The organism is Ruegeria sp. SAZD013, assembly GCF_059612525.1.
Genome location: NZ_JBXWQT010000013.1, coordinates 20,314 through 44,778 on the forward strand (window position 1 = coordinate 20,314; position 24,465 = coordinate 44,778).

At 57.7% G+C, this 24,465-nt stretch carries 18 protein-coding genes; 7 read left to right on the forward strand and 11 right to left on the reverse strand.

Going from position 1 to position 24,465, the window contains the following annotated elements:
- Positions 1-299: 299 nt before the first annotated feature.
- On the reverse strand, positions 300-698 hold the full coding sequence (locus AC2FLU_RS02235; protein ID WP_496811825.1) for a hypothetical protein: 399 nt from the start codon (positions 696-698) through the stop codon (positions 300-302).
- A gap of 70 nt (positions 699-768) precedes the next feature.
- Here AC2FLU_RS02235 and AC2FLU_RS02240 point away from each other — a divergent pair, with 70 nt between their 5' ends.
- Positions 769-1,602 carry a plasmid partitioning protein RepB C-terminal domain-containing protein gene (locus AC2FLU_RS02240; RefSeq protein WP_496811826.1) on the forward strand — a complete coding sequence of 278 codons (834 nt, stop codon included), beginning with the start codon at positions 769-771 and terminating at the stop codon, positions 1,600-1,602.
- Between the two features lie 234 nt (positions 1,603-1,836).
- Here AC2FLU_RS02240 and AC2FLU_RS02245 read toward each other — a convergent pair whose 3' ends face one another.
- The 4 genes from AC2FLU_RS02245 to AC2FLU_RS02260 all read right to left on the reverse strand — a co-directional run bounded on the left by AC2FLU_RS02245 (position 1,837) and on the right by AC2FLU_RS02260 (position 9,334).
- Entirely contained in the window at positions 1,837-3,153 is a 1,317-nt protein-coding gene (locus tag AC2FLU_RS02245; protein WP_496811827.1) for an McrC family protein, read from the reverse strand.
- Complete coding sequence (locus AC2FLU_RS02250; protein ID WP_496811828.1) at positions 3,153-5,624, reverse strand: DUF8426 domain-containing protein; 2,472 nt, start codon at positions 5,622-5,624, stop codon at positions 3,153-3,155. Before AC2FLU_RS02250 ends, AC2FLU_RS02245 begins: the two co-directional genes overlap by 1 nt.
- Positions 5,621-8,890 (reverse strand): TM0106 family RecB-like putative nuclease, encoded by a 3,270-nt coding sequence (locus tag AC2FLU_RS02255; RefSeq protein ID WP_496811829.1) that lies wholly within the window; start codon positions 8,888-8,890, stop codon positions 5,621-5,623. The genes AC2FLU_RS02250 and AC2FLU_RS02255 overlap by 4 nt, the downstream gene beginning before the upstream one ends.
- Positions 8,891-9,070: 180 nt before the next feature.
- The gene (locus AC2FLU_RS02260) at positions 9,071-9,334 is read right to left on the reverse strand and encodes a hypothetical protein (protein WP_496811830.1); all 264 of its coding nucleotides are present in this window, start codon (positions 9,332-9,334) and stop codon (positions 9,071-9,073) included.
- Positions 9,335-9,485: 151 nt separating this feature from the next.
- Here AC2FLU_RS02260 and AC2FLU_RS02265 point away from each other — a divergent pair, with 151 nt between their 5' ends.
- Both AC2FLU_RS02265 and AC2FLU_RS02270 read left to right on the forward strand, forming a co-directional pair.
- Complete coding sequence (locus tag AC2FLU_RS02265) at positions 9,486-10,466, forward strand: helix-turn-helix transcriptional regulator (RefSeq protein WP_496811831.1); 981 nt, start codon at positions 9,486-9,488, stop codon at positions 10,464-10,466.
- A 25-nt stretch (positions 10,467-10,491) separates the two neighbouring features.
- Positions 10,492-11,157 (forward strand): hypothetical protein, encoded by a 666-nt coding sequence (locus tag AC2FLU_RS02270; protein WP_496811832.1) that lies wholly within the window; start codon positions 10,492-10,494, stop codon positions 11,155-11,157.
- 59 nt (positions 11,158-11,216) lie between these two features.
- On the opposite strand, the gene AC2FLU_RS02275 is transcribed toward AC2FLU_RS02270, so the two are convergent.
- From AC2FLU_RS02275 to AC2FLU_RS02300, 6 genes are all read right to left on the reverse strand, one after another.
- Complete coding sequence (locus AC2FLU_RS02275) at positions 11,217-14,666, reverse strand: ATP-binding protein (protein WP_496811833.1); 3,450 nt, start codon at positions 14,664-14,666, stop codon at positions 11,217-11,219.
- Positions 14,663-15,997 (reverse strand): metallophosphoesterase family protein, encoded by a 1,335-nt coding sequence (locus tag AC2FLU_RS02280; RefSeq protein WP_496811834.1) that lies wholly within the window; start codon positions 15,995-15,997, stop codon positions 14,663-14,665. Before AC2FLU_RS02280 ends, AC2FLU_RS02275 begins: the two co-directional genes overlap by 4 nt.
- 323 nt (positions 15,998-16,320) lie before the next feature.
- Positions 16,321-16,719, reverse strand: a complete 399-nt coding sequence (locus AC2FLU_RS02285) for a DUF5681 domain-containing protein (RefSeq protein WP_496811835.1) — start codon at positions 16,717-16,719, stop codon at positions 16,321-16,323.
- A complete protein-coding gene (locus AC2FLU_RS02290; RefSeq protein ID WP_496811836.1) occupies positions 16,712-17,095 on the reverse strand; it encodes a DUF5681 domain-containing protein in 384 nt (127 codons plus the stop codon). Before AC2FLU_RS02290 ends, AC2FLU_RS02285 begins: the two co-directional genes overlap by 8 nt.
- Positions 17,092-18,453 carry a site-specific DNA-methyltransferase gene (locus tag AC2FLU_RS02295; protein WP_496811837.1) on the reverse strand — a complete coding sequence of 454 codons (1,362 nt, stop codon included), beginning with the start codon at positions 18,451-18,453 and terminating at the stop codon, positions 17,092-17,094. Before AC2FLU_RS02295 ends, AC2FLU_RS02290 begins: the two co-directional genes overlap by 4 nt.
- A gap of 182 nt (positions 18,454-18,635) precedes the next feature.
- On the reverse strand, positions 18,636-19,106 hold the full coding sequence (locus AC2FLU_RS02300; protein ID WP_496811838.1) for a ParB N-terminal domain-containing protein: 471 nt from the start codon (positions 19,104-19,106) through the stop codon (positions 18,636-18,638).
- A gap of 544 nt (positions 19,107-19,650) precedes the next feature.
- Here AC2FLU_RS02300 and AC2FLU_RS02305 point away from each other — a divergent pair.
- From AC2FLU_RS02305 to AC2FLU_RS02320, 4 genes are all read left to right on the forward strand, one after another.
- Complete coding sequence (locus AC2FLU_RS02305) at positions 19,651-21,531, forward strand: ATP-binding protein (RefSeq protein WP_496811839.1); 1,881 nt, start codon at positions 19,651-19,653, stop codon at positions 21,529-21,531.
- 258 nt (positions 21,532-21,789) lie between these two features.
- Positions 21,790-22,116, forward strand: coding sequence for a DUF3489 domain-containing protein (locus tag AC2FLU_RS02310; protein ID WP_496811840.1), 327 nt, complete (start codon positions 21,790-21,792; stop codon positions 22,114-22,116).
- Positions 22,113-22,607, forward strand: a complete 495-nt coding sequence (locus AC2FLU_RS02315) for a DUF2924 domain-containing protein (protein WP_496811841.1) — start codon at positions 22,113-22,115, stop codon at positions 22,605-22,607. Before AC2FLU_RS02310 ends, AC2FLU_RS02315 begins: the two co-directional genes overlap by 4 nt.
- Position 22,608: 1 nt before the next feature.
- Complete coding sequence (locus AC2FLU_RS02320) at positions 22,609-24,261, forward strand: recombinase family protein (RefSeq protein ID WP_496811842.1); 1,653 nt, start codon at positions 22,609-22,611, stop codon at positions 24,259-24,261.
- Positions 24,262-24,465: the final 204 nt, after the last annotated feature.

The following is a 24,465-nucleotide window of genomic DNA, read 5'->3' on the forward strand; positions in this document are numbered from 1 at the left end:
TATTATGTGGTGGCGGAGGAGACAGTCTGGAGCTAACCAGTCTCCACTAAATTCCCTGCAAACAGGGAAAATAACAGGGAATTTTCTGGTTTTTTGGGGTTTTTGACAGTTTACCCCCGAAATTTAGGCGTTACTTCAATCACTTAAAGAGAATTTCCCTAGAAGAAAAAACAGGGAACTTTTTGATGGTGAACAGGGTACTTTTTTCGTGAAAGCAGGGAAATATCTTTGAGCCAAACTCAATGAAAGACTCCGTCACCGCCCAGGTCGGTAAGTAAGCTTACGGCCTGCCCGGCAGATCAACTATCCTGGTCAGTTTGATCGTTGGCACCAAGCCGGCGCACCGCATCAAGCAGATCAGAAATTGCCTCCTCTGCACCAGCAAGCTTGATAGCCACCATCAGATCCTCGCGCCCAGCCATGGCCAGGAAGGTACCCAGCACCTCGTCGGAGTGTCGCGCCAGCGCAATCAGATGCGCCCCACTCGGACCGTAAGTCCCCGAGAACCAGTTCTTCACCGTCTTCTCGTTGGCACCCGTCCACGCCACCACGGTCTTCACGCCCGCCCGGCTGTCGCCAAGGGACCGCTTCAGTGCCGATGCAATTTCATCGGCAAAGCAGCCACTCGTCTGATGACCGCCATTTCCATCATATCCGTTTTCCCTTGGAAAGAACTTGCCCTTTTTCGGAAACGACATTCCACACTCCTTCGCTTTACATGAGTGCGAAGAATTCAACCGTTGATTCCGACAGGAGCGATGGATTTGCATGCCCGTGAAGGCGTTAAGCGCATCGGTTAAATCCAGCCGCAAGTACCGCCAGATCACCGCGTCGATCAAAGAGGTTGGCCTGGTAGAACCGCCGGTGGTCACGCGATCCACGGGTGAGCAAGACACCTACATGCTGCTCGATGGACACATCCGGATCGAGGTGCTGAAGGATCTAGGCATCGAACGGGTCGAATGCCTGATTTCCACGGACGACGAGGCTTTCACCTACAATAAGCGGATCAGCCGCCTTGCACCGATCCAGGAGCACAAGATGATCCGCAAGGCTATCGAGCGCGGGGTCTCCGAGGAAAAAATCGCCCTAGCGCTGGATCTCAATCCGCGCAGCATTGTGCGCAAGGCAAGGTTGCTCGACGGTATCTGCGAAGAGGCTGTGGGCATTCTGAAGGACAAACACTGCGCAACGGCTGTGTTCGAGACACTGCGCAAGATGAAAGCAGTGCGCCAGATCGAGGCGGCCGAGCTGATGATGAACGCGAACAATTACACTCCGGCATACATCTCTGCGATCCTTGCGGGAACGCCTCAGGCGCAATTGGTGGACACGAAAAAACCTAAGAAGATGAAAGGAATTACTCCCGAGGCCATGGTGCGCATGGAACAGGAACTAGCCCGACTGCAGGAAGGTTTCACCTCGATTCGGGACTCGTATGGGAAGGATCATCTGCAGCTGACTGTCGTAAAAGGGTATTTGGGAAAGTTGCTCCAGAACGCCCGTATCGCTCGGTACCTTATGCAGCACCGACCGGAATTTCTTGCGGAATTCCAAGCTATCACCGAGATGGCTTCCACCCCGCTACCCGAGACGCAGTAGCAGAAGCAATCAGAACTAAAGGGGACCCGGACCCGATAAGCGCGGGGACCGCGGGAGACGCCGGACGGCGGGTCGGATCGAGCGCGGTGGTGGGGATGGCGGCGAACCCGTTCGGAGCCCACCAGGTCGGCTGAGTTTTCGCCGACTGCGCAACCGATCACGTGGTTGCGACATTTGCAGGCGTGCCGGGAGATTGTGCGGTTCGGCACGCCTGCTCGAGAATTCAGTAGCCAGTCAAATTGGACTGTTCAGCGACCCTTTAGCCTCGTCGACGAAGATCAAACTTCGAAGTCTACCGAGTATGTCGTCACCATTGGCGACATCGATGCTCGCCGTCTCAAGAATGGTTTCGTGGCCGGTAATTTGATGCCTGGCATGGACAAATTCTTTGCGTCCCAACCCCGGATGATGCGGATACAGTAGTGTAAGACGCGGCGCACCATAGAGCTGAGCGTAGGCCATCATCTGGTAAACATCACCCTGTGAAACGCCTTGTTTGCGGTCGTCGATCCGTGACGAGATCCGCTTCCATTTTGTATCGATAACGTGAGCGACATGTCCCGCGCGCCAAATCAAGATATCGGGTTTCGTCTGAAAGACTGGGCGCTCATCGTCCAGCGACGTCAGACAGTACAACCTTCCGCCCTGAAGAGTCACCCGATACTCTGTTCCTGCTAGAGCACGCGTGAGCAACCGACCGATGTATTCCTCAAAAAGCGCATTCATCTCAAAGAGCAGTGCAGTCCCCCTTCCCGAGCCAGCGCTCGTCGTTTGGTAACGATTGCGCAGGAAGAGTTGCGCCATCCCGAACAACTCCAGCCAGGCCCGGTTGGTTCGGTCGATAACGACCTCGTCCCATTTCAGCGCGGGAACGGCAACTTCGGAAATGTCGGCATAGACGAAGGCAAGTTCGCGCAAACGCTGTTGGTTGCTGGCGTTGCGCGACATTCTGAAGAGGTGTGCTACAGTCGCTTTCATGATGCGGTTAAGTGCGATGTCTTCTGAAAGCTCATCGAACTTGCACGCCAGCCGCGAGGGGTTTGCAGCATGGCGCGTGAATTGGCGCGCTAGATTGAGCGTCCCGCGCAAAGCCGGAAGGTCATCCTCTTGAACGACATATCGTCGTGGCATGCCGCGACGAACGGCATCAGTTAGCTTGCCGCAAAAAATACGGATAAGAATTTCCAGTAGCGTTTCGCGCTGCCAGTCGAGATCGGTGACTTGGCCTGTCTCGATCTTTAGATTGAGCGCGACAGCGAGCATGTGAACAAGGCGTTTGCGAATGGCAGCGTTTTGCTTTGCTTCGCCAGCCTGCACCTCGACATCGATCTTTGGAAGGATCTCGAGACTGCACCCATCGGTTGCCAAGACGCCCACAACACCACGCGCTCGCAGTTCATTGCGCCGATCCTCGAGCACTCCGCCGCCGCTGCCGGCAAAGGTAGATTCCTTGGCGAGCGCCGCAATGCGCTCAGCAAAATGCTCGGGAATGCAGCCATCCCCTTCGCCATGGGGCAGCGTTTCCCATTCGCGCAGGATGTAGGCCGGCATCAGGCGGCAAACTCCGAGAAGTCGAATCTGTGTCTGACAGTCCAACGCAGCTTTTCGCCGGAGAAGTCGTCTTCGGTCATGCCCCCGGGTGCGATAATTCGTTTGGCATCGAGGAAGCGGGAAGGACCCTGTGCTGAGTCGCCAAGCACCGCCGCTACTTTTGACCAGTCTTCGTAGAAATACTCTGCCAGCAGTGGGATTACCTTGTCTCGCATGACGCTTTCAATATCCGACCGCGTCTGGCAGCCAGTGAAGTACGCATGCCCGATTTGATGCTCCCGGTCGAACAGAAACTCGATGCGCTCGTTGATCGTGGACAGCAGCTTTTGCAGATCGACGCCATCGACGTCGCTCGGGAGAACGGAAGGATCAGGCATCAATTCCTTGAAAGAAAACCGGCGGCGTAGTGCTGTATCCAGGAGAGCGATGGAGCGATCGGCCGTGTTCATCGTACCGATGACATGGAGGTTTTGAGGTACCCCAAAAGACTTCTTGGAATAGGGAAGCGTGAGGCGGATTTCGTTGGCCATCCCGAGCCGCTTATCGGGCTCGAGAAGCGTGATCAATTCGCCGAAGACCTTGGAGATGTTCGCCCGGTTAATCTCGTCGATGATGAGGACATGCGGTCTTGCCTCGCGACGCACTGGATCGCCGCCGCTATTCATGTAGCTTTCGAGGGCAACGGTATCGAGGCGGGCCCGATCGAGAGCATAGATCGACTTCATGGTGAAGTTGCTATCGTAGATCTCGGAGGCGGGAACCCCATCCCTGTCCACCCAGAGCCATCGCACGGACCGCCGGTGGCAGTATTTCCGGTTGTCCCGCTGCCGGTATTGGTATTCGCCCGTGACCTCGCCGATGGCCCGGAACAGGCGGTTGCCCTTGGTGACAACGATGATGTCTCCGACGTCCAAATGGTTGCGGAACACGTCCACCTGGCTCACCTGACCCGACTGCAGAGTAACCTCGCCTTCGCGCTCACCTTGGGTACGACAAGCCTCCTGTATCTCTTCGACATCGGAAAACCTGTCGTCGGAGAAGTCGATGTCCTCCCAGCCGAGGAGCGTGTGTCCCCCGGAGATGGCCTCCTCGAACAGGTAGTCCTCCGCGGGCACGTTGGCGCGCGCGATCGACATCTTGAAGACCTGCCGCCCCTCGATGGAAAGGACGTTCTCGTGCAGTACGGTCGGCACACCCTTCTCCGCACGCTCCGAGATGCGTCTAAAGATCCCGGGGACCGGCTCCAGCCGGAACCCGGTGCCCGCCGAGCTGTCTTCGGACTGATCCGTGGTCGGTCGCAGCCCCTCGATGAACTCCTCGTAGGACATGGACTGGTGGAAGGTCACGAATTCGATGCGCCCCTCGCTCACGAGGCTGCGGTACGTGCTCATGAGCTCTGCTCGGCTATCCTGTCCATTTAAGAAAGCGGCAGCCTCGTCACCCAGGCACAGCCGTACTGCTTCCCATGCCGTCTGATACGTCTTGCCCGTGCCAGGTGGGCCATAGAGGATCAAGTTTACGGCGGAAGGCGAAGGTGCAAAGTTTGTGTCGGTCAAGGCGTCCGCCTCCGGTTGGGAATTGAGCGTGTATGTAAAAACGGTCGAGCTGCTTGGGTTCGGCTCGGTACTCGTAGGCGGCGGCACTTGCGCAAGTGTCTGGAATTTTTCGCCTCCAAGAGCTTGGCATATGTTTGGAAAGGCGTCCTTTAATCCCATTGCCGCTGCGAGATCGCCTGCTCGAATGCTAACCTCGTTTGCCGCCTTTTCCCGCGCCGGCTCGACGAAATAGTTAACGGCGCAGAGTCTGATCCGGTCGGCACCTTCCAATAAGAAATCATACTGTGCAGGCCGCTCCTTGGGCTCATCTTCTTTGTTAACTATTATGAAGCCAGCGTTGTGGAGGCGTGCAGCGGCGCCCGAGCTATTGCTCCATCCACCACTAAGGGTCTTGGGTTTGAGCACAAAGCCAATGAGCGGTTTGGTCGGATAAACTCGGGTTTCCCGGTCGCGCGTAGAGCGCACCCAGTAGTCAGTCGGTTCTCCAAATGCGTCGAATATATCCCGATGAGATCCATTTGCGCGGTAGCTGTCGTAGGCATCCATCGCGGCTTCAATGGCTTCGCGCGACAACAATGCCTTCTTATCCCCAACACTACCAATCTCTGGAATGCCAAGGGTTTCCGCAATTTCCGGGCCGATTTCGTAGCTGCAAAGTTCGTCTTCCCTGAATTTCAGATAGTGCTGTGCCCCAGAAGTCAGATTTTTGCATCGTACAGCGCAGTGCTCGTCCAATGCAGCGCGCATCAATTCGGTGAGATCCTCGGTGCCAACAATATTCTCATCCAACAGCTCCGCTCCCGAAGGCAGATACAAGTATCCCGGATGCCTTGTGCCGCCGTTTCGCGCAACGGCGTACAACTCTCCGTCGACATGACGGAATACGATCCGACGCCTTTCGGTAAGATTACTCATCTAAGTACCTCCAGAGCACATAGTGTGTTCACAAGCCGCATCCGCTCAATCGTATCGCACTTTGCCTCACGCAGGCGTGGTGCACCGAATACCAGTGCCAACCCCTTTGCACGGGACACGGCCACGTTGATACGGTTGAGTGAAAACAGAAACTCCATTCCGCGCGGGGTCTCGTCCGCGGAGGAAGCCGTCATGGAGACGAGACAAATTGGCGCTTCCTGCCCCTGGAATTTGTCGACCGTACCAACCCGAATACCGTCAGGCAGCGCGTCTCTGAGCGCATTTACTTGTGCGTTATAGGGGGCGACGACGATGATGTCGGACTGACGCATCGGGCGATTTGCGCCGTCCTTTTCAGTCCAGCTTCCCTTCAGAAGATCCCCTGCGGCGGCCGCGATGGCAGCCACCTCCTCTGGCGAAACCTGTGCGTTGCCCTCATGGACAACCGAGATCCAAAAAGCCCCAGCCTCTGGGAATTGTGTTCCGCGCACAGCCTGGCGCGCGGTGTCGGCATGGCTCGTGAGCCGTCCCTCATAAACTTGATCCGAGATGAACCGACAGACGTCTGGATGCATCCGGCGCGAGACCGGCAAGAATATCCCCCTATCGGGCGGAACGGTCGCGTGGTCGCTTAACATCCAATCGAGGCAGGAGAGATTTGCTGGCTCTGGATGCGCCCCTTGGATGACCTGCGGCAGCTGTCGAGGATCGCCAACCAGCACGATGTTGCGCGCGGCCCTCCCCATGGCAGCCATGTTGGCGAGGCCGACCTGTCCCGCCTCATCTACAAACAACCAGTCAAAGGCCTGCACATTCTCTTCGCGGGCAAAGAAGAAGGCTGTGCCGCCTACCACATGTCCCCCGGCCGCAGCTTCGGCATTATCGGTGGTTCGACGGATTGGGCAATCGTCCGGATAACCATCATCGGGACTCGAAACCTTGTGCAGCAGATCCAGCGTGATCGGTAGGTCGTCTTCTTCAAGAGCACCCAAGCATCCAATCAGCACATTGCGGATCGCTTCATGGCTGTTCGAAGTGACACCCACGCGCGCGCCTTTCCGCACGAGGGACAGGATCGCCCGAGCCGTGACATAGGTCTTGCCGGTCCCGGGCGGACCTTGGATGGGCAACACGGTTTCGTCCATTGCGCCGACGGCCGCGATCGTGTCAGCGAGAGGATCGGTTGCGGGCTGAAGGGGGCCGGTGGTCAGGCGTGGAGCGGCACGGGACAGTAAGTCATCGACAGCACGGTAGACACCAGATCCGCATTGGTCAGCGATCACATCGCGCAGAGCGCTAGCAATCACTTTGGTGTCGAGTGGCCAATCTGGGTGCAGAGACATCTGATCGGCCAGCAGATGGTCTTTTCCAGGTCCGGCCTTCACCGTAACTTCTCGGGTGCTTCGGTCCAGTGCCTCGATACTTACAGTGACCGGCGGGCCATCGAATACCGGCACCGTGGCTTTCTTTCCACTCCGCAGTTTTGTCTCCTGTGGTGGAAAGCGGTAGCTGCGCACAAAGGAACGCTTGAACGGCTCGACTGCATCTGTTGCCTGTAGGCCCGACAGCGCATCAAGATCGTCAAGCAAGTCGTCCTCGTCCTTGCCCGCACTGTCAAATACCGCCCACTGCGCGGGTTTGACTTCACGCTTGTGGAAAAGGCCGAGGTTGAACAACATCTCCTGCCGATCTTCCGGAAGACCAGATGCAGCGATGCTTGCGCGGAGAGCTTGTGTCTCCGCATCTTCTTCTACCTCTTTGGGACCGGCATCGGGTCCGAGTTGCGGCCAGGGCGACGCCGGCCGGATGCCAACCAGCCAGTCCCGCAATTCCTCGGTCGAGATACAATCGATCCGGTTGTAATCCTCGATCTCGTCGAGGATGTGTTGCTCACCCGTCTCGCGCCAATTCTCGTAGGCGACGACCGAACCGCCGGCTGTCTTGACCTCGCCTTCACGCTTGCGGTCGTAGAAGGCCTCCATCGACTTGATCGAATAATTTGGCTCGGACCCTATCAAACCGCCGCGGACGACTGCGAAGAGATCGACGAACCGGCGCTCGCGCTGCAGGCGGTCGAGGAAAGCTTCGCCAATACCGTATTTCGTGGTGAGGCGACGCAGGGCAGTGATTTCGTAGGCGGCGTAATGGTAGATCCGCGCTTTTGGATAGGCTTCAAGCCGCTGCCGGAAGAACGTCAGCAGATCAGACAAGGCCTGCGCCTCGGCCTTGTGGTCATGGGCCCAGAAGGCACGAAACTGCCCGTCAAACCAAAGCCCGTGCAAATATTCGAGGCCACCCTCGTAGTGAGGGTCGCCCTCGATGTCATAGAAGATGTCGCCCGGCTGCGGCTCCGGTAGAAGATCGAAGCCCTTCCCGGGTTCAGGTGAGCGCAATTCGAAGGCGGGCTCGCCGCTCTTGCGTGCGTGTTGAAGACGCGCCTGCGTAACTAGGCGTAGTCGAGTGTTTTCCGCCATGCCCCGGATGGGATGATCAAGCTCGGCCAACGCTGCCATCGTGCCAATCCCGGCGGCCTCAAGCTTCTTGACCTGCCCTTTGGCGATGTTCGCGACGTTGAACAGGCTGTCCTCGGCGACCCAAATGCTTTTGCAGTGATCTGCCCAGCGACAGAGAGCGCAATCGGAACAAGGCACAGGACGTGTGGGCGCGGGCTCGGTCGCGAAAGCCTCGAGCCGTTGGCGGGCGGCTCGCGCATAGTGGGCATAATCTGCAAGCCGTAGCGTGGCTCTTTCGCCTGTCCCCAACTCGACATGCGCGAACTCAGGCGCGCACCCCTGAATCTCGGCCAACAGGTCCGAATAGAGCACCAATTGCAGAACATGTTTCGGATGTGGGCGGCGTTTGAGCTTGGTGTCAGCCACCTCATAGCTGAACGGGCCCAGGGCCGAGGGGGACTCCACCCGTTCCAGAAAGTCAGACCATCCACCCCAGTTGCCAGAAAGAAACGCACCCTGAAAAACCACGTCCGCTCCAGTGGCCAGAGCGGCTCGTGTCTCGTCCGAATTTCTTGCCAGATCACCCCGCTCAATCTCAATCACACCACGCCCGGACGCCTTCAGCTTTTCCAGATGGGCCGCTTCATGCGCATCCCCCTGCTTTTGCAGTAGGGCGGCATCCTCGGTATCTTCGCCAGGTTCTGGCCCCTCGCCTCGCATGCGCAACAAATCAAGTTGGGTTGCATGGGAGCACCCCATGAACCGCATCAGGTCAGTCGCTGAAAAAAGGATGTTTCCATCAAATTCCCGCATGCGTTCCTTCAATCAAAAAAAATAGTAGGCGATCCAAGGCAGACTCGTCACTTGGGCGCAGCTTGGTCATCAACCATAAAGGGTGTCAACATTTGTCACACACACACCATTGCGCCGCCTAACAATGCGACCGAGAACCACCAGAATTGCCCCTTGATGAAAGGAAATTAACGGCAATCCTCACGAAGCCCGCACGATGCGTAAGCTTTCCGGTGATATCAGAGAGGCCCGCTTTCCTTTCGCCTCCATCCAAAGCGAAAAGCCTTTTCCGATCAGCTTCGCGGCGTCGTCCAGTGTCTTCACATAGACCGCATGCTCCGCGTGATGCTTCCGGTTTCTATGGACCGGATCGCCGAGCTTGTAGCCTTTCGCTGTAAACTGCGGCTCTTCAACCGTTCCTGCACGCGGGGAGACCCGTTCGATCCTGATTACCCGTTCAGCCATTTGTTGCTCCTTTCGTTTCACGAAGCGCCTGCCAACAATTCCACCTTGCTGATCGGGACACGATCCGCTTGAGGGAATCGGCTCGACAGGGCGCTAGAGCAAACGTAACCTGCGAGGGTGTCAAACTCTGACAGGCTTGTTCGGTGCGCTTATGTCTTTCTCGAAAGCTCAGGACCTGATCCGCCTCGCAAAGCTGGCGGCGGCTCGACGCCGCGGCGTCAGCCTCGAAGACATTTGCGCCGAGTTCGAGGTATCACATCGAACCGCGCAACGTATGACCGATGCGCTTGAAGCCACCTTCGGAAATGTCATCGCTGAGGACGGAGAAGATAGAAAACGCCGCTGGCGCTTGTCCGACCCTCATCTTGATCGGCTACAACTTCGCCACGAGACCGGGGTCGAAGCTCTGGAGATCGCGGCGCGCGGCGCAGAGGCCGATGGGCGTCTACGGCATGCCAAGGCCCTTACTGATCTTCGTGAGGGACTGCTCTCCCGATTGTCTTCGCGAAACGCAGCCCGCGTTGAGACTGATGCAGAGGCGGTGCTGACGGCCATGGGCCAAGTGACGCGACCCGGGCCGCGCGTCAGCGTTTCCCCCGACATCCTGGATGCGATCATCGAGGCGCTGCGCGGGCCCTTCCAGCTACGCGTGCGTTACAATGAAGACGCCTCGCCGCGAATTCTCGAGCCGCACGGAGTGCTGCTGGGCCATCGCACCTATCTTGCTGCGCGTGACCCAGCCAAAGCCGATGAGGTGCGAAACTTCAGGATTGATCTCATCCGAGAGGCAACAGCGCTTGATGAGAGCTTTGCGCAAAAGGAAGGGTTCACCATTGCTGGCTATGCCGCCAAGTCCTTCGGTGTTTGGCAGGACCCGGAACAATATGGCGAGGTCGTCTGGCGTTTTTCGCCGGAGGCCGCCGACCGCGCAGCAGGTTTCAAGTTTCATCCCGATCAAGTCCTTGAGCCGCAAGATGACGGCAGCCTGATTATTCGCTTCCACGCAGCTGGATGGCTCGAGATGGCCTGGCACCTCTACCAATGGGGCGACAAGGTCGAGGTCGTTGCGCCCGTGGCCTTGCGCAAAATGGTGGAAGGCCATCGACGGTCCGATTTCGCGGCGATGCCATAAAAGAAATCTTCAAAGGAGGTTTTTGATGGACGGCAACTTGGAATTCAGTGCTCTCAAAGAAAAGCAGCGGGCTATTCGCGCCGGATTCCCGGAGACAATGGGGCTACGGGTGCATCGCGCGATCAGTTGGGTCGGCAGATCCGAAGCATGTGACGGGGATGACGACGCACGCTTCCTGTTTCTCTGGATTGCCTTCAACGCGGCTTACGCCGATGAGCAAGAATTCCAGTCGATCGCACCAGGCGAGCGCGCAGCCTTTCTGGATTTCTTCGGCAAACTCGTCGCCCTGGACCATGAAAAACGGATCTATCGCGCTGTTTGGCAGAGGTTCACCGGCCCAGTCCGGATGCTCATGGAAAACCGGTACGTGTTCAATCCGTTCTGGCAGCATCATAACGGTATTGATGGGTATGAAGACTGGGAAGAACGCTTCAAGGCGTCCGCCAAGTCGTTCGCGCAGGCTTTTCAGGCGGGAGACACTGCGCGTGTACTGAGTTTTGTTTTCGATCGACTGTATGTCTTGCGCAATCAATTAATTCACGGTGGCTCGACGTGGAATAGCGGTGTAAATCGCGCGCAAGTCAGAGATGGCGCAGCTATCCTGGCATTCCTGCTGCCCGTCTTTGTCGATCTGATGATGGATAATCCAGACCAGGATTGGGGCAAGCCTTTCTACCCTGTCATAGAGTAAACCTTTATGGGCCAACGTTCCTCGCGACCTGAACTCATTTCAGTGCGCGGAGTCCCAAGCTAGGCTTCGATGTTGTGGATCTGCACCCCCTCGCCACAGACCTCGCGCGCGATATCGACGACGTGCTGATGATGAGTGAGATAGATCGCCTGTCCACGCTGGCCGACCCGCTCCATGACGCGGCAGGCTGAGTGCGTTCGCTCCTCATCAAAGGTCTCAAAAATATCGTCGCAAAAGAACGGCAGCGATGCCCCCTGGTCCGCAAGCTGCTCGTACGCCGCAGCGCGCAGAGCGAGATAGAGCTGGAATCGAGTGCCTTTTGACATGTCCTGTGCCTGTTTTGCCATCCCGCTCGTATCCAGCGCCAACAGGGTTTCCGAAGCTCCGTCAATCTGCGTCTGAAGTTTGGAATAAGCGCCATTTGTTAGCTCGGTGAACGCGGCCTCAGTGGCCTGCATCATGACACTGCGATGTGCATCGCGATATCGGCGGATCGCTGCCTCGGCGAGACGGTGACCCAAACTTAGTTCGAGATGCCGAAGTGCCGCGTCCTGCATCTCGAGTTCCAGAGTCGTCTTTCTCTCGACCAGAAGCGCGACATCCGCATCTCCGCCGATAACAAGCAACGCTTGCTCCGCAGAAGTCCGCGCTTCGATCGCGCCCTTGTAGCGGTCTTCAATGCCTTCCAGATCGGCACTGACCTCGTCCATCTCGGCCTGCAACCCGGTCTGGGTCGCCCCCGCCAAAGCTGTGCGCGCGTCCTCTAGGCCGTCCAGATTGAGAAGCGACGTCAGCGAGCGCTCAAGTTCCGTGCGTCTGGCCCTGTCAGCGATGACGTCAGCGGCAGTGCTGACAGCACGCCGCAAGGCTCCGAGAGAACTGGTGTCGACGCCATCCGGAAACATCTGCGCAAGCGTTGCAACCGCAAGATCGATGTTTTCCAAGACCCGTTGGGCTTCGGCCAAGGACTTTTCATGCGCCTCGATCCGCTCGTTCAGGTCGCGCTCCTCATCGCCTGCATCAACTGCCTGCTTCGCCAAGGCCGTCAAAGCATCGTAGTCATCCAGAGGCGATGCCGTCGTAACGACGCCGACCCGCTGGGCCAACGTCTGAACTTTCTCGGCAAACTGGATTTGATCGTCTTCCATGGACGCGACCTGGCGTTCCAGTGCCACGCGTTCCTTTTCGTGCTCGCGCAAATCCTGGAGCGGTTGGAGAGAGGTCTCGAGCAAGCCGGGATCCAAGCTCTCCGGCAGGGCCCCGGATACAAGCGCGACCCAGTCGCTGCGTGCTGAAGCGGCTGCTTCTTTGATACCGGAAAGTTTTTCAATGCGTTTCGTTCGGTCCCTCGTCAGCTCGTCGATACGCGCCTTGGCGCTTCGCAGGTTTTCCTGATGGCTGCGCTGTACCGCGAGTTCGGTTTTCGCTACCGCGACAAGTTCGTCAAACTCCGGCACATCCCGACGTATGTGTTCCGCGAGCACCTCGACCAATCGATCCGCCTTTTGAAACGTTTCCCGGTGCTCATCCCGAAGCCTGGTCAGCTCGCCATCGGCTTGCTCCGTTAGATCAAGCTTGCGCAGCCAATTCAAGAAAGCCTCCGGCGCAATCGAGTTTCCGATACCAGCTTCGGTTGCCGCAACAGCCAAGCGCTCCAACACGGCATTGCGCGCTTGGTCCAGTGCCGCCATCTTTTGCTCCACCGTGTCCATCTTGGCTGTCGCAGCCGCAAGATCCTGTTCCTGCTGACGCAGTGTCCCGAGATCGGCCGCCTGTGATAGGCGAAGATCCATGGCACTATCGACGCGCTCCATGGCGCCTTCGAACGCGTCAGCGGTTTGGTCGGTCAGGCTGGCTCTATGAGCCTTCCAGAGTTCATCACGGCCCATGCGAATGTTGCGCGCCTCGTCATCATCAATCAGTCCGTCCATCGCCTTGATCTGAGCGATCCGCGCGCTGCGCTGCTCGATTTCGGCACGTGTGTCGTCGATATCCTGGACAGTGGTCTCGTACCTTCGGGTGGCCTCATGCAGATCGCCGAGCAGAGTCTCGGCCTCTTCCAGTGTCAGGGGGCAGGCCGGCAGAGCCTCAAAGCTCTGCCCTTTGATTTTGAGTGCGTCAAACGCGGCGCGTCGGTTGTGACTGGCCGCCTTCAATGCTTCTGAAGCCGCTGCATGGCGGGCAGAAAGCGTGTCGACATCAAAACGTTCGAAGATCTCGGCCAAGTCGACAGTGATGGAGGTTTCGGCATCAAGAGTGCCTAAGCGCTCCTTGGCTGCCTCGATCTTTTCGTCGATGTCTGCCACTTCGTCCTGCTCACGTGTGACCGCGACCTCCGCATCCCGCATCCGCTCCCGGGCCCGCTCGAGCTCCGACAAGGCGGCCGAGGTTAGCACTAGATCCTTCGGGTCTACACCGGCGGGTGCGCCAAGATCCCGGGTCGCCAGACCCATATCTCCGAGAACCTGATCGAGTGCTTTGCGGCGGCGCTCCAAGTCCAGGTCAGCCGTCGCGTACCGGCTCCTCAAGGCGTCTAGGACCTCCAACTCCTGCGTGAGCGCGAGATGCTCGGGATGGTGTTCGATCGCGGCCAGGTCTGAACGCAACCCGTCGAGCGCATCGCTGAGTTTGGTGACGTCACTTTGAGCCGTGGTCTGTTCGGTAAGCATCCGCACCAAGTCTTCAGGGTCGACATCCAGCTGCTCAGGCCAGGCGTTGAAATCTGCAAGCTTTTCGTCAAGCGCACCGATCTCACCCAGCACGGGCAAGGCCTTGATCCTGGCATCCAACTGAGCTTTGACCGCGAACAATTCCTTGCGGCGCTCGGAAACCTGGGCTTCCTCGAGCTGGGCATCGTCGAGCGCTTTCTTAAGCCCGCGATATTGCGAAGCGGAAACATCAAGCTCGCGGATCTGCTTCTCGACCTCGGCATGTTCTTTTTTCAGCCCCGCGAGCCGGGTCGTGCTTGCGCGCTTGCGAAAAAGACCGTCAGCTTCCGCCCGCACACTGTCGAGTACATCGGAAAGCTCGCTGATCCCGGCCGCCGCAGAAAACAACAGGCGTCCGATATCACCCTTGGCACGCGTAATCTCCTCACCACCCTTTTCGATGGTCAAATCGTCCAGGCACAGAAGGTTTCGGTAATCTTCCTCGGAAAGCCCACTCAGATGCGCTTGCAACGCGCTGTTAGGCAATTCCTGACCATGAGCATCGCGGAGCGAAGGATCGCGGGTAGGAAGCCGCGTGAAAGCCGTTTCAGTGCCGTCAATATCCAGCAGGCCAGAAACCCGGAGGTTCTTACGCTGGTGCAAGAAGTCATACGGTTCGCGATGGGGAAACCCATAGAGAAGTCGGAGATAGCCCTCCATCGTCGTGGTTTTGCCGGCCTCATTTGGCCCGTAGATGACATGGAAGTCCGGAGTGCCGGCATCTCGCCGAGGCCCGAAATCAAATTCCTTGCCCGTAAAACCGCCAAAGAATTCCAGATCGAGCTGTCGCAGGCGCATCATTCCGAAGCTCCCTTCATGAGGGCAAAGAGATGCTCGGACCCAGCCTCGGCCAGCTCGGTTGTCAAGGCAGAGAGTGCGGCGGCATCCGACATGAGCTCAGCACGCCGGGCCGGCGGAAGTTGCGATAGCACCTCGTCGACTTCGGCCTGCGCCTGCGCTACAAACCCATCTTCTGCCGCGATCTGCCCCATCAGGCGGCCAAGCTCATAGGTGGCACTTGAATCGACTGCCGCGGAGGGCGCCTCGAGCGCGAAGCTGAGTTTCTCTATCCAAAGCCGGCCCGTTTCTTCGGCGATTTGCGAGGCGGTTTCGGTCCAGATGTCTCTGTCACGTAGGACATGCCAATGCCGTGCCGTTCTCCCTGAAAGTGTCAGGCGCAAAATCGCATCGTCGTCGGGTCGCAATTCAGCGATTGGCGCATGGAGGCTTTGTCGGATCCGCTGGCGGATCTCATCATCATTTTCGGCCCCGGACAAATCGACGGTGTGGTCGAGGAAAGACACTATGGAGGTCGAAATTTCTTCCACGGCAATCTGCCCATGTTCGATCTTAATGAGCGTGGCCGATTTGGAACCCGCTTCGCCAATGTCGCGGCCCTGCGGGATCCCCGGCATGACGACCCAAGGTGCCTCATTGTGTACCTGCCGTTTGTGCACATGGCCGAGCGCCCAGTAGTCAAAGCCTAGGGCGGCAAGTTCGGCAACAGAACAGGGCGCGTAATTGTCGTGCCCCGCAGCACCAGCCAAAGACGTATGCAGCATCGCAATGTTGATGGCACCGACCACGGGCGCATCAAACTTGCCGAGCAAGCTGTCGGGGGCGTGTTTGCCGCTGAAACTCACGCCGTGGATCCAGACGTCAAAGCCCGCCAGCTGAACCTTGCCGCCTCGCCCGTCGAAAACATGAACGTTGTCGGGGAGAGCGACTTCGCCGGTGATCGGGTTTTCAGCGTCGTGATTGCCCTTGATGTAGAACACCGGGATCTCGGCAGCCCGCAGCCTTTCAAACTGGCCCGTCAGAAAGGCTGCAGTTTTTGCGCTGCGCTGTGCGCCGTCGTAAAGATCCCCGGCAATCAAAAGGGCAACAACGCCTTCAGATAGCGCTGTGTCTATGATCCCCGTGAAGGCCGACCGCGTCGCGGATTGGATGTTTGCGCGCAAACCTTCATCCCGAAGCGCCAGAGAATTCAGCGGCGAGTCGAGATGAACATCGGCGGTGTGCAAAATCTTGATCAAAAATACTCTCCCATAATCTGGTACAAAAGACTGCAGCGCGATGTCAGCTTGGTAATCACCTTCAGCAATTTCTTCCGGCAGCGCAGCACGAATCAAAATGCCACTTTGAGACCAAGTCTAGGGAACAAGGGTGTCAAATTTTGACAGGGAAGTTAAGCCGCGTGCATTTGCGAGATCGATCGCACCGGTCCTCTGTCCTGGCACAACACGACTTTCCGGACCGTCTCCTGGGCGCCCGAGGAGGTCGGGCTGACCCAACGAAATGCCTGGGAATTCATTTACACGGCGGCAAGTTGCATTTTCCTGTACGGTGACAACGCAAAGAATCTGGATTGATCCTATCATTGCGCAACATAGAAACTCCGCGGCCTTTGTAGGTTTCTTTAGCCCTCTTGGGGCTGCCCGGGCACTTGGTCACCTTAAAACTCATCCAACGGCCGATTGCGCAGGGACTCTGTCGGCAAACCGAGACGTTCAAGTCGGGCAATGAGTTCTTCGCGCCGCTGGCGCTTGTCGTCGACCTTCGCATCGACAGCCGGCTGGACCTCCAGCATGATGGTGATGGCCCGAAGGAGCGCCGGTACGTCGCCCTTCAGCCCCTTTCGGCAAAGCGCCAGATAGGCCGCCTCCAACCCAGCGAGGGACACGGGCTTCCCCTCGGAGGTCCGAGCCATCACGGGCTCTGACAGGATCGCTGCTGCGTCCCTGAGATGATCCGCGCGGGTCTTGGGGCGGCCCTTCGGATTGCCCGACTGCCCCTTCTGCCACCGACTGGTTTCGGGCGGCTTGCCATAGCCGATATCGTAGTCGTCAGGCATCGCCACCTCCGCGTTTCCTCATCACTTCGCCAATGCGGCGGAGAGCTTCAACGACTTCCCGCCTTTCCTCTTCCGGGTCGAAACGGTCTTTTTCAGCGGCACTAGCCTCGGCTAGAATCCGGCGCTGCAATTCCAGTGCACGCCGGTCACCCGCCAGTGCCAGCTCCCGCAAACGGTGAATCAGAGCCTCGCGGATCGGGATCTGATCGCCACTGCCTTGGAGCTTAACTTTGCGGCTCAGCACCCGGTTCAAGTGATCCCAGAGATCATCCTGCTTGCGGGGCCGCCCGCGAGGGTTGCCGGACTTGCCCTTTTTAAAGCGGTGCTGTGCCGGCGGGTTCGCATATCCCGCCGGCTGATTGATCTGATCGCTCATTCGGCAGCCTCCGTCGCAGGTACCTCGACCTCAATTGTGCGCGTCTCTGTAGCAGCCTCGAAGGTCTCGCCCGTGGCCTCCAGCATCGGTTGCATGCCGGTGAGCGTCGCATACCGGTGGCAGATCACGTCGCAGTAGATCGGATCAAGTTCGACGAGCCGAGCAATACGACCGGTGCGCTCTGCCGCGATCAGCGTGGTGCCCGAGCCGCCAAACCCGTCGAGCACGATTTCGCCACGGCGGGTGACGTCCTTGATCGCATCGGCCACCAGCGCCACCGGCTTCACCGTCGGATGGAGCGCCAAATCTTTCTGGTTGCCGCCGAAGCTGTTCACCCCAGGATAGTCCCAGACATTAGTGCGGTAGCGCCCATGTTCGCCGAGACCGAAGGTATTGGTGTGCGGGCCAGTGCCGACCTTCCAGACATAAATCAGCTCATGCCGGGAACGGTAGAAGGTCCCCATGCCGCCATTGGTCTTGGCCCAAACGACGAGGTTCTTCAGTTCGCTGTAGACTTGTGAGCCCGCCGCCTGCAGCTCGACCATGTGGCGCCAGTCCATGCAGGTGAAATGAATTGCCCCGTCAAAGCTGACCTTTGCCATGGCGCCGAGAGAGTCTTCGAGGAAGGCGGTGAAGGTGCCCATATCCATCTCGCCGGAGGCCATAGCGAACTCGCGGTGCTTGACGGCGCCGGAGCCACAGACATGGCCGTCGATCTTCACGTTGTAGGGTGGATCAGTGAAGACCGCGCGGGCGCGATCGGCGCCCATGAGAGCGGCATAAGTCTCGGACGCGCGTGCATCACCGCAGATCAGACGGTGATTGCCCAGGATCCAGACATCACCAGCCTGCGTCACTGCAGGTCCGGGTTTGGGAGCAGGCACTTCATCGGCCGGATCGACGACCTCATCACCCGTGCTGTCGTCGAGCAACAAATCGAGTTCGGCGGTCTCGAAGCCAGTGATTTCCAGATCGAAGTCGAGATCCATGTCGGCGAGAGCCTGAAATTCGATTTTCAGAATCTCGCGGTCCCAGCCAGCGAGTTCGGCCAGGCGGTTATCGGCGATTACATATGCGCGCCGCTCGTCAGGCGTGAGGTGGCCCAGCGCGATAGTCGGCACATCGATCATGCCGAGCTGCTTAGCGGCAGCCACGCGCCCGTGGCCAGCGATGATGCTGCCATTATCGTCGATAAGCACCGGGTTGGTGAAGCCGAACTGGCGGATCGAGGCTGCGATCTGGGCGATCTGCTTGTCACTATGGGTCCGGGCGTTGCCCACGTAAGGAATGAGATCGCCAGTCTTGCGATAGGTGATCTTGAGCCGGGTGCTTTCCGGCAAGGATTTGATATCAGCCATTCTGGGCCTTTCGGTTTCGCGCTGCCGGCTCGCCATGACAGGGACCAATGGTGCCCAAGCGGGCGAACCGGTCAGCGCTGTTTCAGGGAGAGGCCGGACCGTTGGGTCCTTGCGAAGGGCCGGTCGCCCGGCACGAGATCGGCAGGCCCCCACCGATCACTTCGCTTCTTCTAACCGATGCGCTACTGGCGTGCGCGAACCGGCTGCTCTTTTCCATTGGCATGGAAGAAACGGCCGTTGATCTTGGCCATTGTGGAGAGGCGGATCTTTTTCACGTGCTGCAGGTCGATGTGCAACATGTCACGACTCCAGTCCGCGATGACACCGAACTGGGTCAGGGTCTTTACGTAGCGTTTGCGCTCTTTCTCGGTGAGCCAAGCGAGCGGCAGCGTCGGGATCCACTCAAGACGCAGACGCCGCGCAGCTTCGACGCGCCCCTGCCCGGCGATGATGCCGCCGGTGCCGTTTGTCACGACAGGGAAAGCTTCGCCAAAACGACGGATCGTACGCTCAAAGCTTTCGATGTGATCTTCGCTATGCTGACGCGCAGTCGGCGCGTAGTAGTCGAGTTCTTCCGGATGAATCCAGATGATCTTCTTGAGGGTCACAGCCCTCAGTTTGGGAACATGCGTTCCCGAGGTCGCGGTGTGCATGGTTCAATCTCCTTACGCACCAGTGCTCCCGGACGATTCCAGGAACTTCAGAAATTCGTCGCGCCTCTCGGCGCTCAGTTGTTTCCGTTGATGCGTAAGCTGGACCTCGATTGGGCCGCTTACGGATGGGCCGGCTGTCCGACCCGAGAACAGACTCCGTCCGCTCTCTTACTCCGTTGCTATTGAGCCGGCAGTTCTTTGTGGCTCAGGCTTTACATTGGGCCGCATCCCCAATTGCGCAAGTATTTTTTGGCCCGAGGTATAAATGGCTTATACAAAAAATGCATTTTGGGCCGATTTTAGGGGTGACGCAGGTCAAAAATAAGCCCTGGGCCTAGTCGGGATACTCAGCGCTGCATCTTTATCTGGCTCCTCACGCTTCGTGCCGGCCGGAGCCTCGTCGTCCGTTTCGGCTCCCTAACCACAGTGTTTGTCGGATCGCGGACGCCTTTCCCCGGATCGGCAACACGAGCGTTCCAGCCATGAATCCTTTGACTACTCAGCTTGAACTGTTGCAACGTCCGCGAAAATTTTGGAGCTGATCATGAAACTCGTTGGTTTAACCGTTGAAAATTTTCGATGTTACGCAGCTCCGATTTCGGTCTGCTTCGATGAACTAACCGCATTGGTTGGAAGAAATGACGTGGGCAAATCAACCTTGATGGATGCTCTCGCTATTTTCTTCGAGGCCGATAAACCGGACAAGGATGACGCTTGCAAAACAGGCGATCCAAAGCAGATGCGAATTACCTGCGAATTCGAAAATATTCCCACTGAATTGGTTGTAGATGCTGATTTTCCGACCACACTAGCGGCGGAACACCTGCTAAGTCCCACCGGCAACCTCATAGTACGAAAGACCTACAATGGCAGCATAGGCACACCAAGTGTGACGGCCGTTGAAGCCCTCGCGCTGCATCCGACTGCAGATGGCTACGCCGATTTGCTTTCGCTCAAGAAGGCCGACTTGGCAAAGCGGGCCAACGAGCTCGGCGTTGACTTGGAAGGGATTGACAAACGTGTGAACGCCCTTGTGCGCGGCGCCATATGGGCTTCTTGCCCTGATCTGACAAAAGCGGAAGTTGCTGTCCCCCTTGACGCAGAGGGCGGAAAACAAGTCTGGGCTGCATTACAACCTTACCTGCCAACTTTTGCGCTTTTTAAATCAGATCGGGCAAGTACGGACCAAGATGCAGAGGCTCAGGACCCTTTGAAAGCAGCCATTCGGGAAGCGGTAAAGGCTGTTGAAGCCGAGCTTCAGAAAGTCCAAACATTTGTCGAATCGGAGGTGAAGAAGATTGCGGATGCAACCGTCGAAAAACTTCGCGAAATGGATCCATCTGTGGCCGAAACATTGAATCCGGTCATCTCCACAAAGAAATGGGACTCCCTTTTCTCTACAAGCATAACAGGTGATGAGGGCATACCTCTCAACAAGCGCGGAAGTGGCGTAAAACGCCTTATCTTGCTAAACTTCTTTCGGGCGAAAGCGGAAAAAGACGCGTCTGAAAAGAACGCGAGTTCAGTGATTTACGCCATTGAAGAACCAGAAACAAGCCAACACCCCCGCAATCAACGGCTACTTCTTAACGCTCTCCGTGACCTGTCTATGGGTGATGGCAGGCAGGTGATCATTACAACACACACGCCAATGCTCGCTCGATATCTTGATGCGGCCGATTTGCGCTTTATCAGACAAGGAGATGATGGGGTTCGGGAAATTATCGAAGGCAGCCCGGCAGCATCTGAGGAGATCGCAAAATCCCTTGGCGTTCTACCTGACCACAACGTTAAGCTATTTGTCGGCGTCGAAGGTCCTCACGATATAACCTTTCTTAAGGGGATTTCGCGGATGCTCAATGCGGCCGGCGAAAATGTACCCAACCTTGAACAGCTAGAGCTGGATGGCGAGTTAGTATTTGTACCTCTCGGCGGGAGCAATCTAGCTCTATGGGCTTCCCGTCTCGCTCCATTCAACAGGCCAGAATTTCATATTTGCGATCGGGACAACCAACCGCCCGCCGATCCAAAATATGCAGCGCACATTGCAACAATTAATTCCCGTGTAGACTGTCAAGCTGTGGCGACCCAGAAGCGTGAATTAGAAAGCTATATCCACCACGAGGCTATTTCTGAGGCCTACGCACAGAACCAAATAGAAATCACCTTCGCCGGACCCTTTGCTGATTTCGATGATGTGCCTTCAATGGTTGCTGAAGCAGTTCACGCAGCCAATGGAGGTGATCCATGGGCCGGACTTGACGAAGAAAAGAGGCGAAAGAAGGAAAGTAAAGCCAAGCGGCAACTTAATGATGCTGCAGTTCGCCAGATGACCGTTGAAAGGCTAGCTCAAACCGACCCGAACAACGAAATCAGGGGATGGTTCGCCACTATTTCACAGATGATGGCGAGAGTTCAGCCTTAGGTTTTTACCGTAGCCAATGTTTTTATGGTGCTAACGGCGCGATTTCAGGGACTCAGTATCATTTGGCTAGGTCAAATTATGATCCATTTAACGGCAAACTGCAATTTTCACGAGAATTCCCGCTGGACTTTTAACGCGTGGCAAGCGGTATTTAATTCGCGTCGACACAGATAGACCCTTCGGCGGTCGCGCCCGGATCTCCGGGTTCAGCCTGGTAGAAAGGCCGGAATGGATCCGGTCTAAACCAGGAGGCCGACTGTGTCGACAAAACCCAAAATCACATCTGAAAGTACCGAAACTGGCAACGGAATGACACCGATGACGGCTTCGGCCCGCGCGGCAAGCAAGAAATCCCAAATGATTGAAATGTTGAGCGGTGTTGGCGGAAGTACCATTTCCGAGATCAGCTCAGCCCTCGGCTGGCAACCGCACACGACGCGAGCGGCGATCACCGGGTTACGCAAGTCGGGCCACAAGGTCAAAACGGCCAAGCAGGTGGGTAGTCGTTCCAGCCTGATATATTGGATTGTCCCCACTGCAGGCGCCGACGCAGAATCGATCAGCAGTTCGGAGGCCAACCAATGAGCTCGGCTAACCAGCCGGTTGCTCTAAAGGACCTGCCTGAAGCTCTCGCCGCTCTCGAAACCGCAGATCGTGCTGCCCTGCTCAACCTCTGGCGCGAGATGATCGGGGCACCGCCCCCAAAGAACCTCTCGCTGCCGTTCTTGCGCCGCGCGCTTGCCTTTGAACTCCAGTGTCAGACGCTCGGGGGGCCCAAGGTCCGAACGATCGAGGACCTGAATCGCATCGCCGATGGCAGTGCGTCTCGGGCGTCCGTTGGCACCAGACTGCGCCCCGGCGCCAAGCTTATCCGGGAATGGCATGGGCGCACTTGGACAGTCGAGGTGATCGACGGCGGGTTCCTGATGGCTGGGGACCGATACGTCTCGCTCTCCGCTATCGCCCGGAAGATCACTGGCGCGCGCTGGTCGGGACCACGGTTTTTCGGGCTGACAAGCGACGTCGAAAAGGAAGCAACGCCCACCAAGCCGTCTCATCGCGGAAAGGCTGCTTAAGATGGCGCGCCGGATACGCTGTGCCATATACACTCGGAAATCCTCCGAAGAAGGACTTGATCAGGATTTTAATTCGCTCGACGCCCAGCACGAAGCCTGTGCGGCCTATGTCGCGAGCCAGAAGGCAGAGGGATGGGTACAGGTCCCGACACGCTACGATGATGGCGGGTTGTCCGGGGGGACCCTGGAGCGGCCTGCGCTGCAGCAACTGATTGCGGATATAGAGGCGGGCCTGGTTGATCAGATTGTCGTCTACAAGATCGACCGGCTGACCCGTTCGCTCTCCGACTTTGCAAAAATAGTCGATCGGCTTGATGTTGCCGGCGCCTCCTTCGTCTCTGTCACCCAGTCCTTCAACACCGCCACCAGCATGGGACGGCTGACGTTGAACATGTTGCTGAGCTTTGCCCAGTTCGAACGGGAGGTGACGGCCGAACGAATCCGCGACAAGATCGCCGCCTCGAAGAAGAAGGGGCTTTGGATGGGCGGGACAGTGCCCTTCGGCTACCAGCCCGAGGGGCGCAGCCTGAAGATCGATGAGGTCGAAGCGCCCATCATCCGCCACATACATGAGCTCTATCACGATCTCGGCTCGGTCCGCGCTGTCGCAGAACGTGCTGAAGACCTCGGCTACCGAACGCGGCCGCGTTTGTTCGCTACGGGCGCTTCGACCGGCGGAACGCCCTTCAGCCGCGGACACATCTATCAGATCCTGACCAATCCGCTCTACGCTGGCCGCATACGGCACCACGAGAAAATCTACGACGGGCAGCATCCCGCAATCATCGACCCCACGACATGGGACGAATTACAAAATCGTCTTGCCGCCGAGGCGGCCCGCACACGCGGTCGGTCGAACGTTGCCGAACGCTCGCCCCTGGTCGGCAAGCTCTTCGATGAGACCGGTGATCGATTGACCCCCAGTCATTCTCGGAAAAACGGCAAGCGTCTGCGGTACTACATCTCGCGCAGGCTGGTCACCGAGCGGCGCGAGAAACACACCGATGCGTGGCGGTTGCCGGCCCGCGATCTTGAGAACGGTATTGCCCGAGTCCTCCGCGATCACCTGCACAAGCCCGCCGTGGTGACCGATCTGGTCCGAGATATCACGGCCTCCGAGGTGCCCAATCTGCAGGCAAAGCTTCGAAAAGTCGCAAATGATTGTGACCCCGAGGGTGCCACAGACGTCTGGGCACCGCTGCTACGCCGCGCCGATCTCGCGCAGGGTCGCATCTTCTTGCGGCTCGAACGGAAGGTTCTGGCGGACCGGCTCGGCATCGCGCCGGATCGGATCGATAGCGCGACCCGACGGATCAGTGCGTCCTTCCGGATGCAGCGCCGAGGTGTCGAAGCCCGCATAATCCTCGGTGCCGCCGTGCCACAGGTCGATAAGGTGCTGGTGAAGAACATTCTGACGGCAAAAAAATGGTATGCGGCCATCAAGGCTGGTGCCTCCTTTAGCGACCTCGCGGCCAGTGAAAAGACCACCTCGAGCCGCATCCAGCAGGTGATCGGCCTTGCCTTCCTCGCACCAGATATTCTCGATCAGGTGGCAGCGGGTCGCCAGCCTGCTGCCTTCACGTCGGAATGGTTCAAGCGAAGGCAGTTACCACAACGGTGGGATGAGCAAACTCAAGTTGTCCGTGACCTTTAACGATTTCGTAGGTCGGCAAGGCTTCATAATTCGAGGTAACTGCGTCGAGTGCAACTGCTCGCTCGGATAGCTCGGAAAACGCAAAGTAAGTGGATGCGCAACGGGTGCGCCTAGAGCATTTAGTGAACAAAAACCAACTGAAGCCTCGGCGGGGATCGACGCTGCGAGCGCATCTTTTTTTCTAATATTGACAGCAGGGAAAGT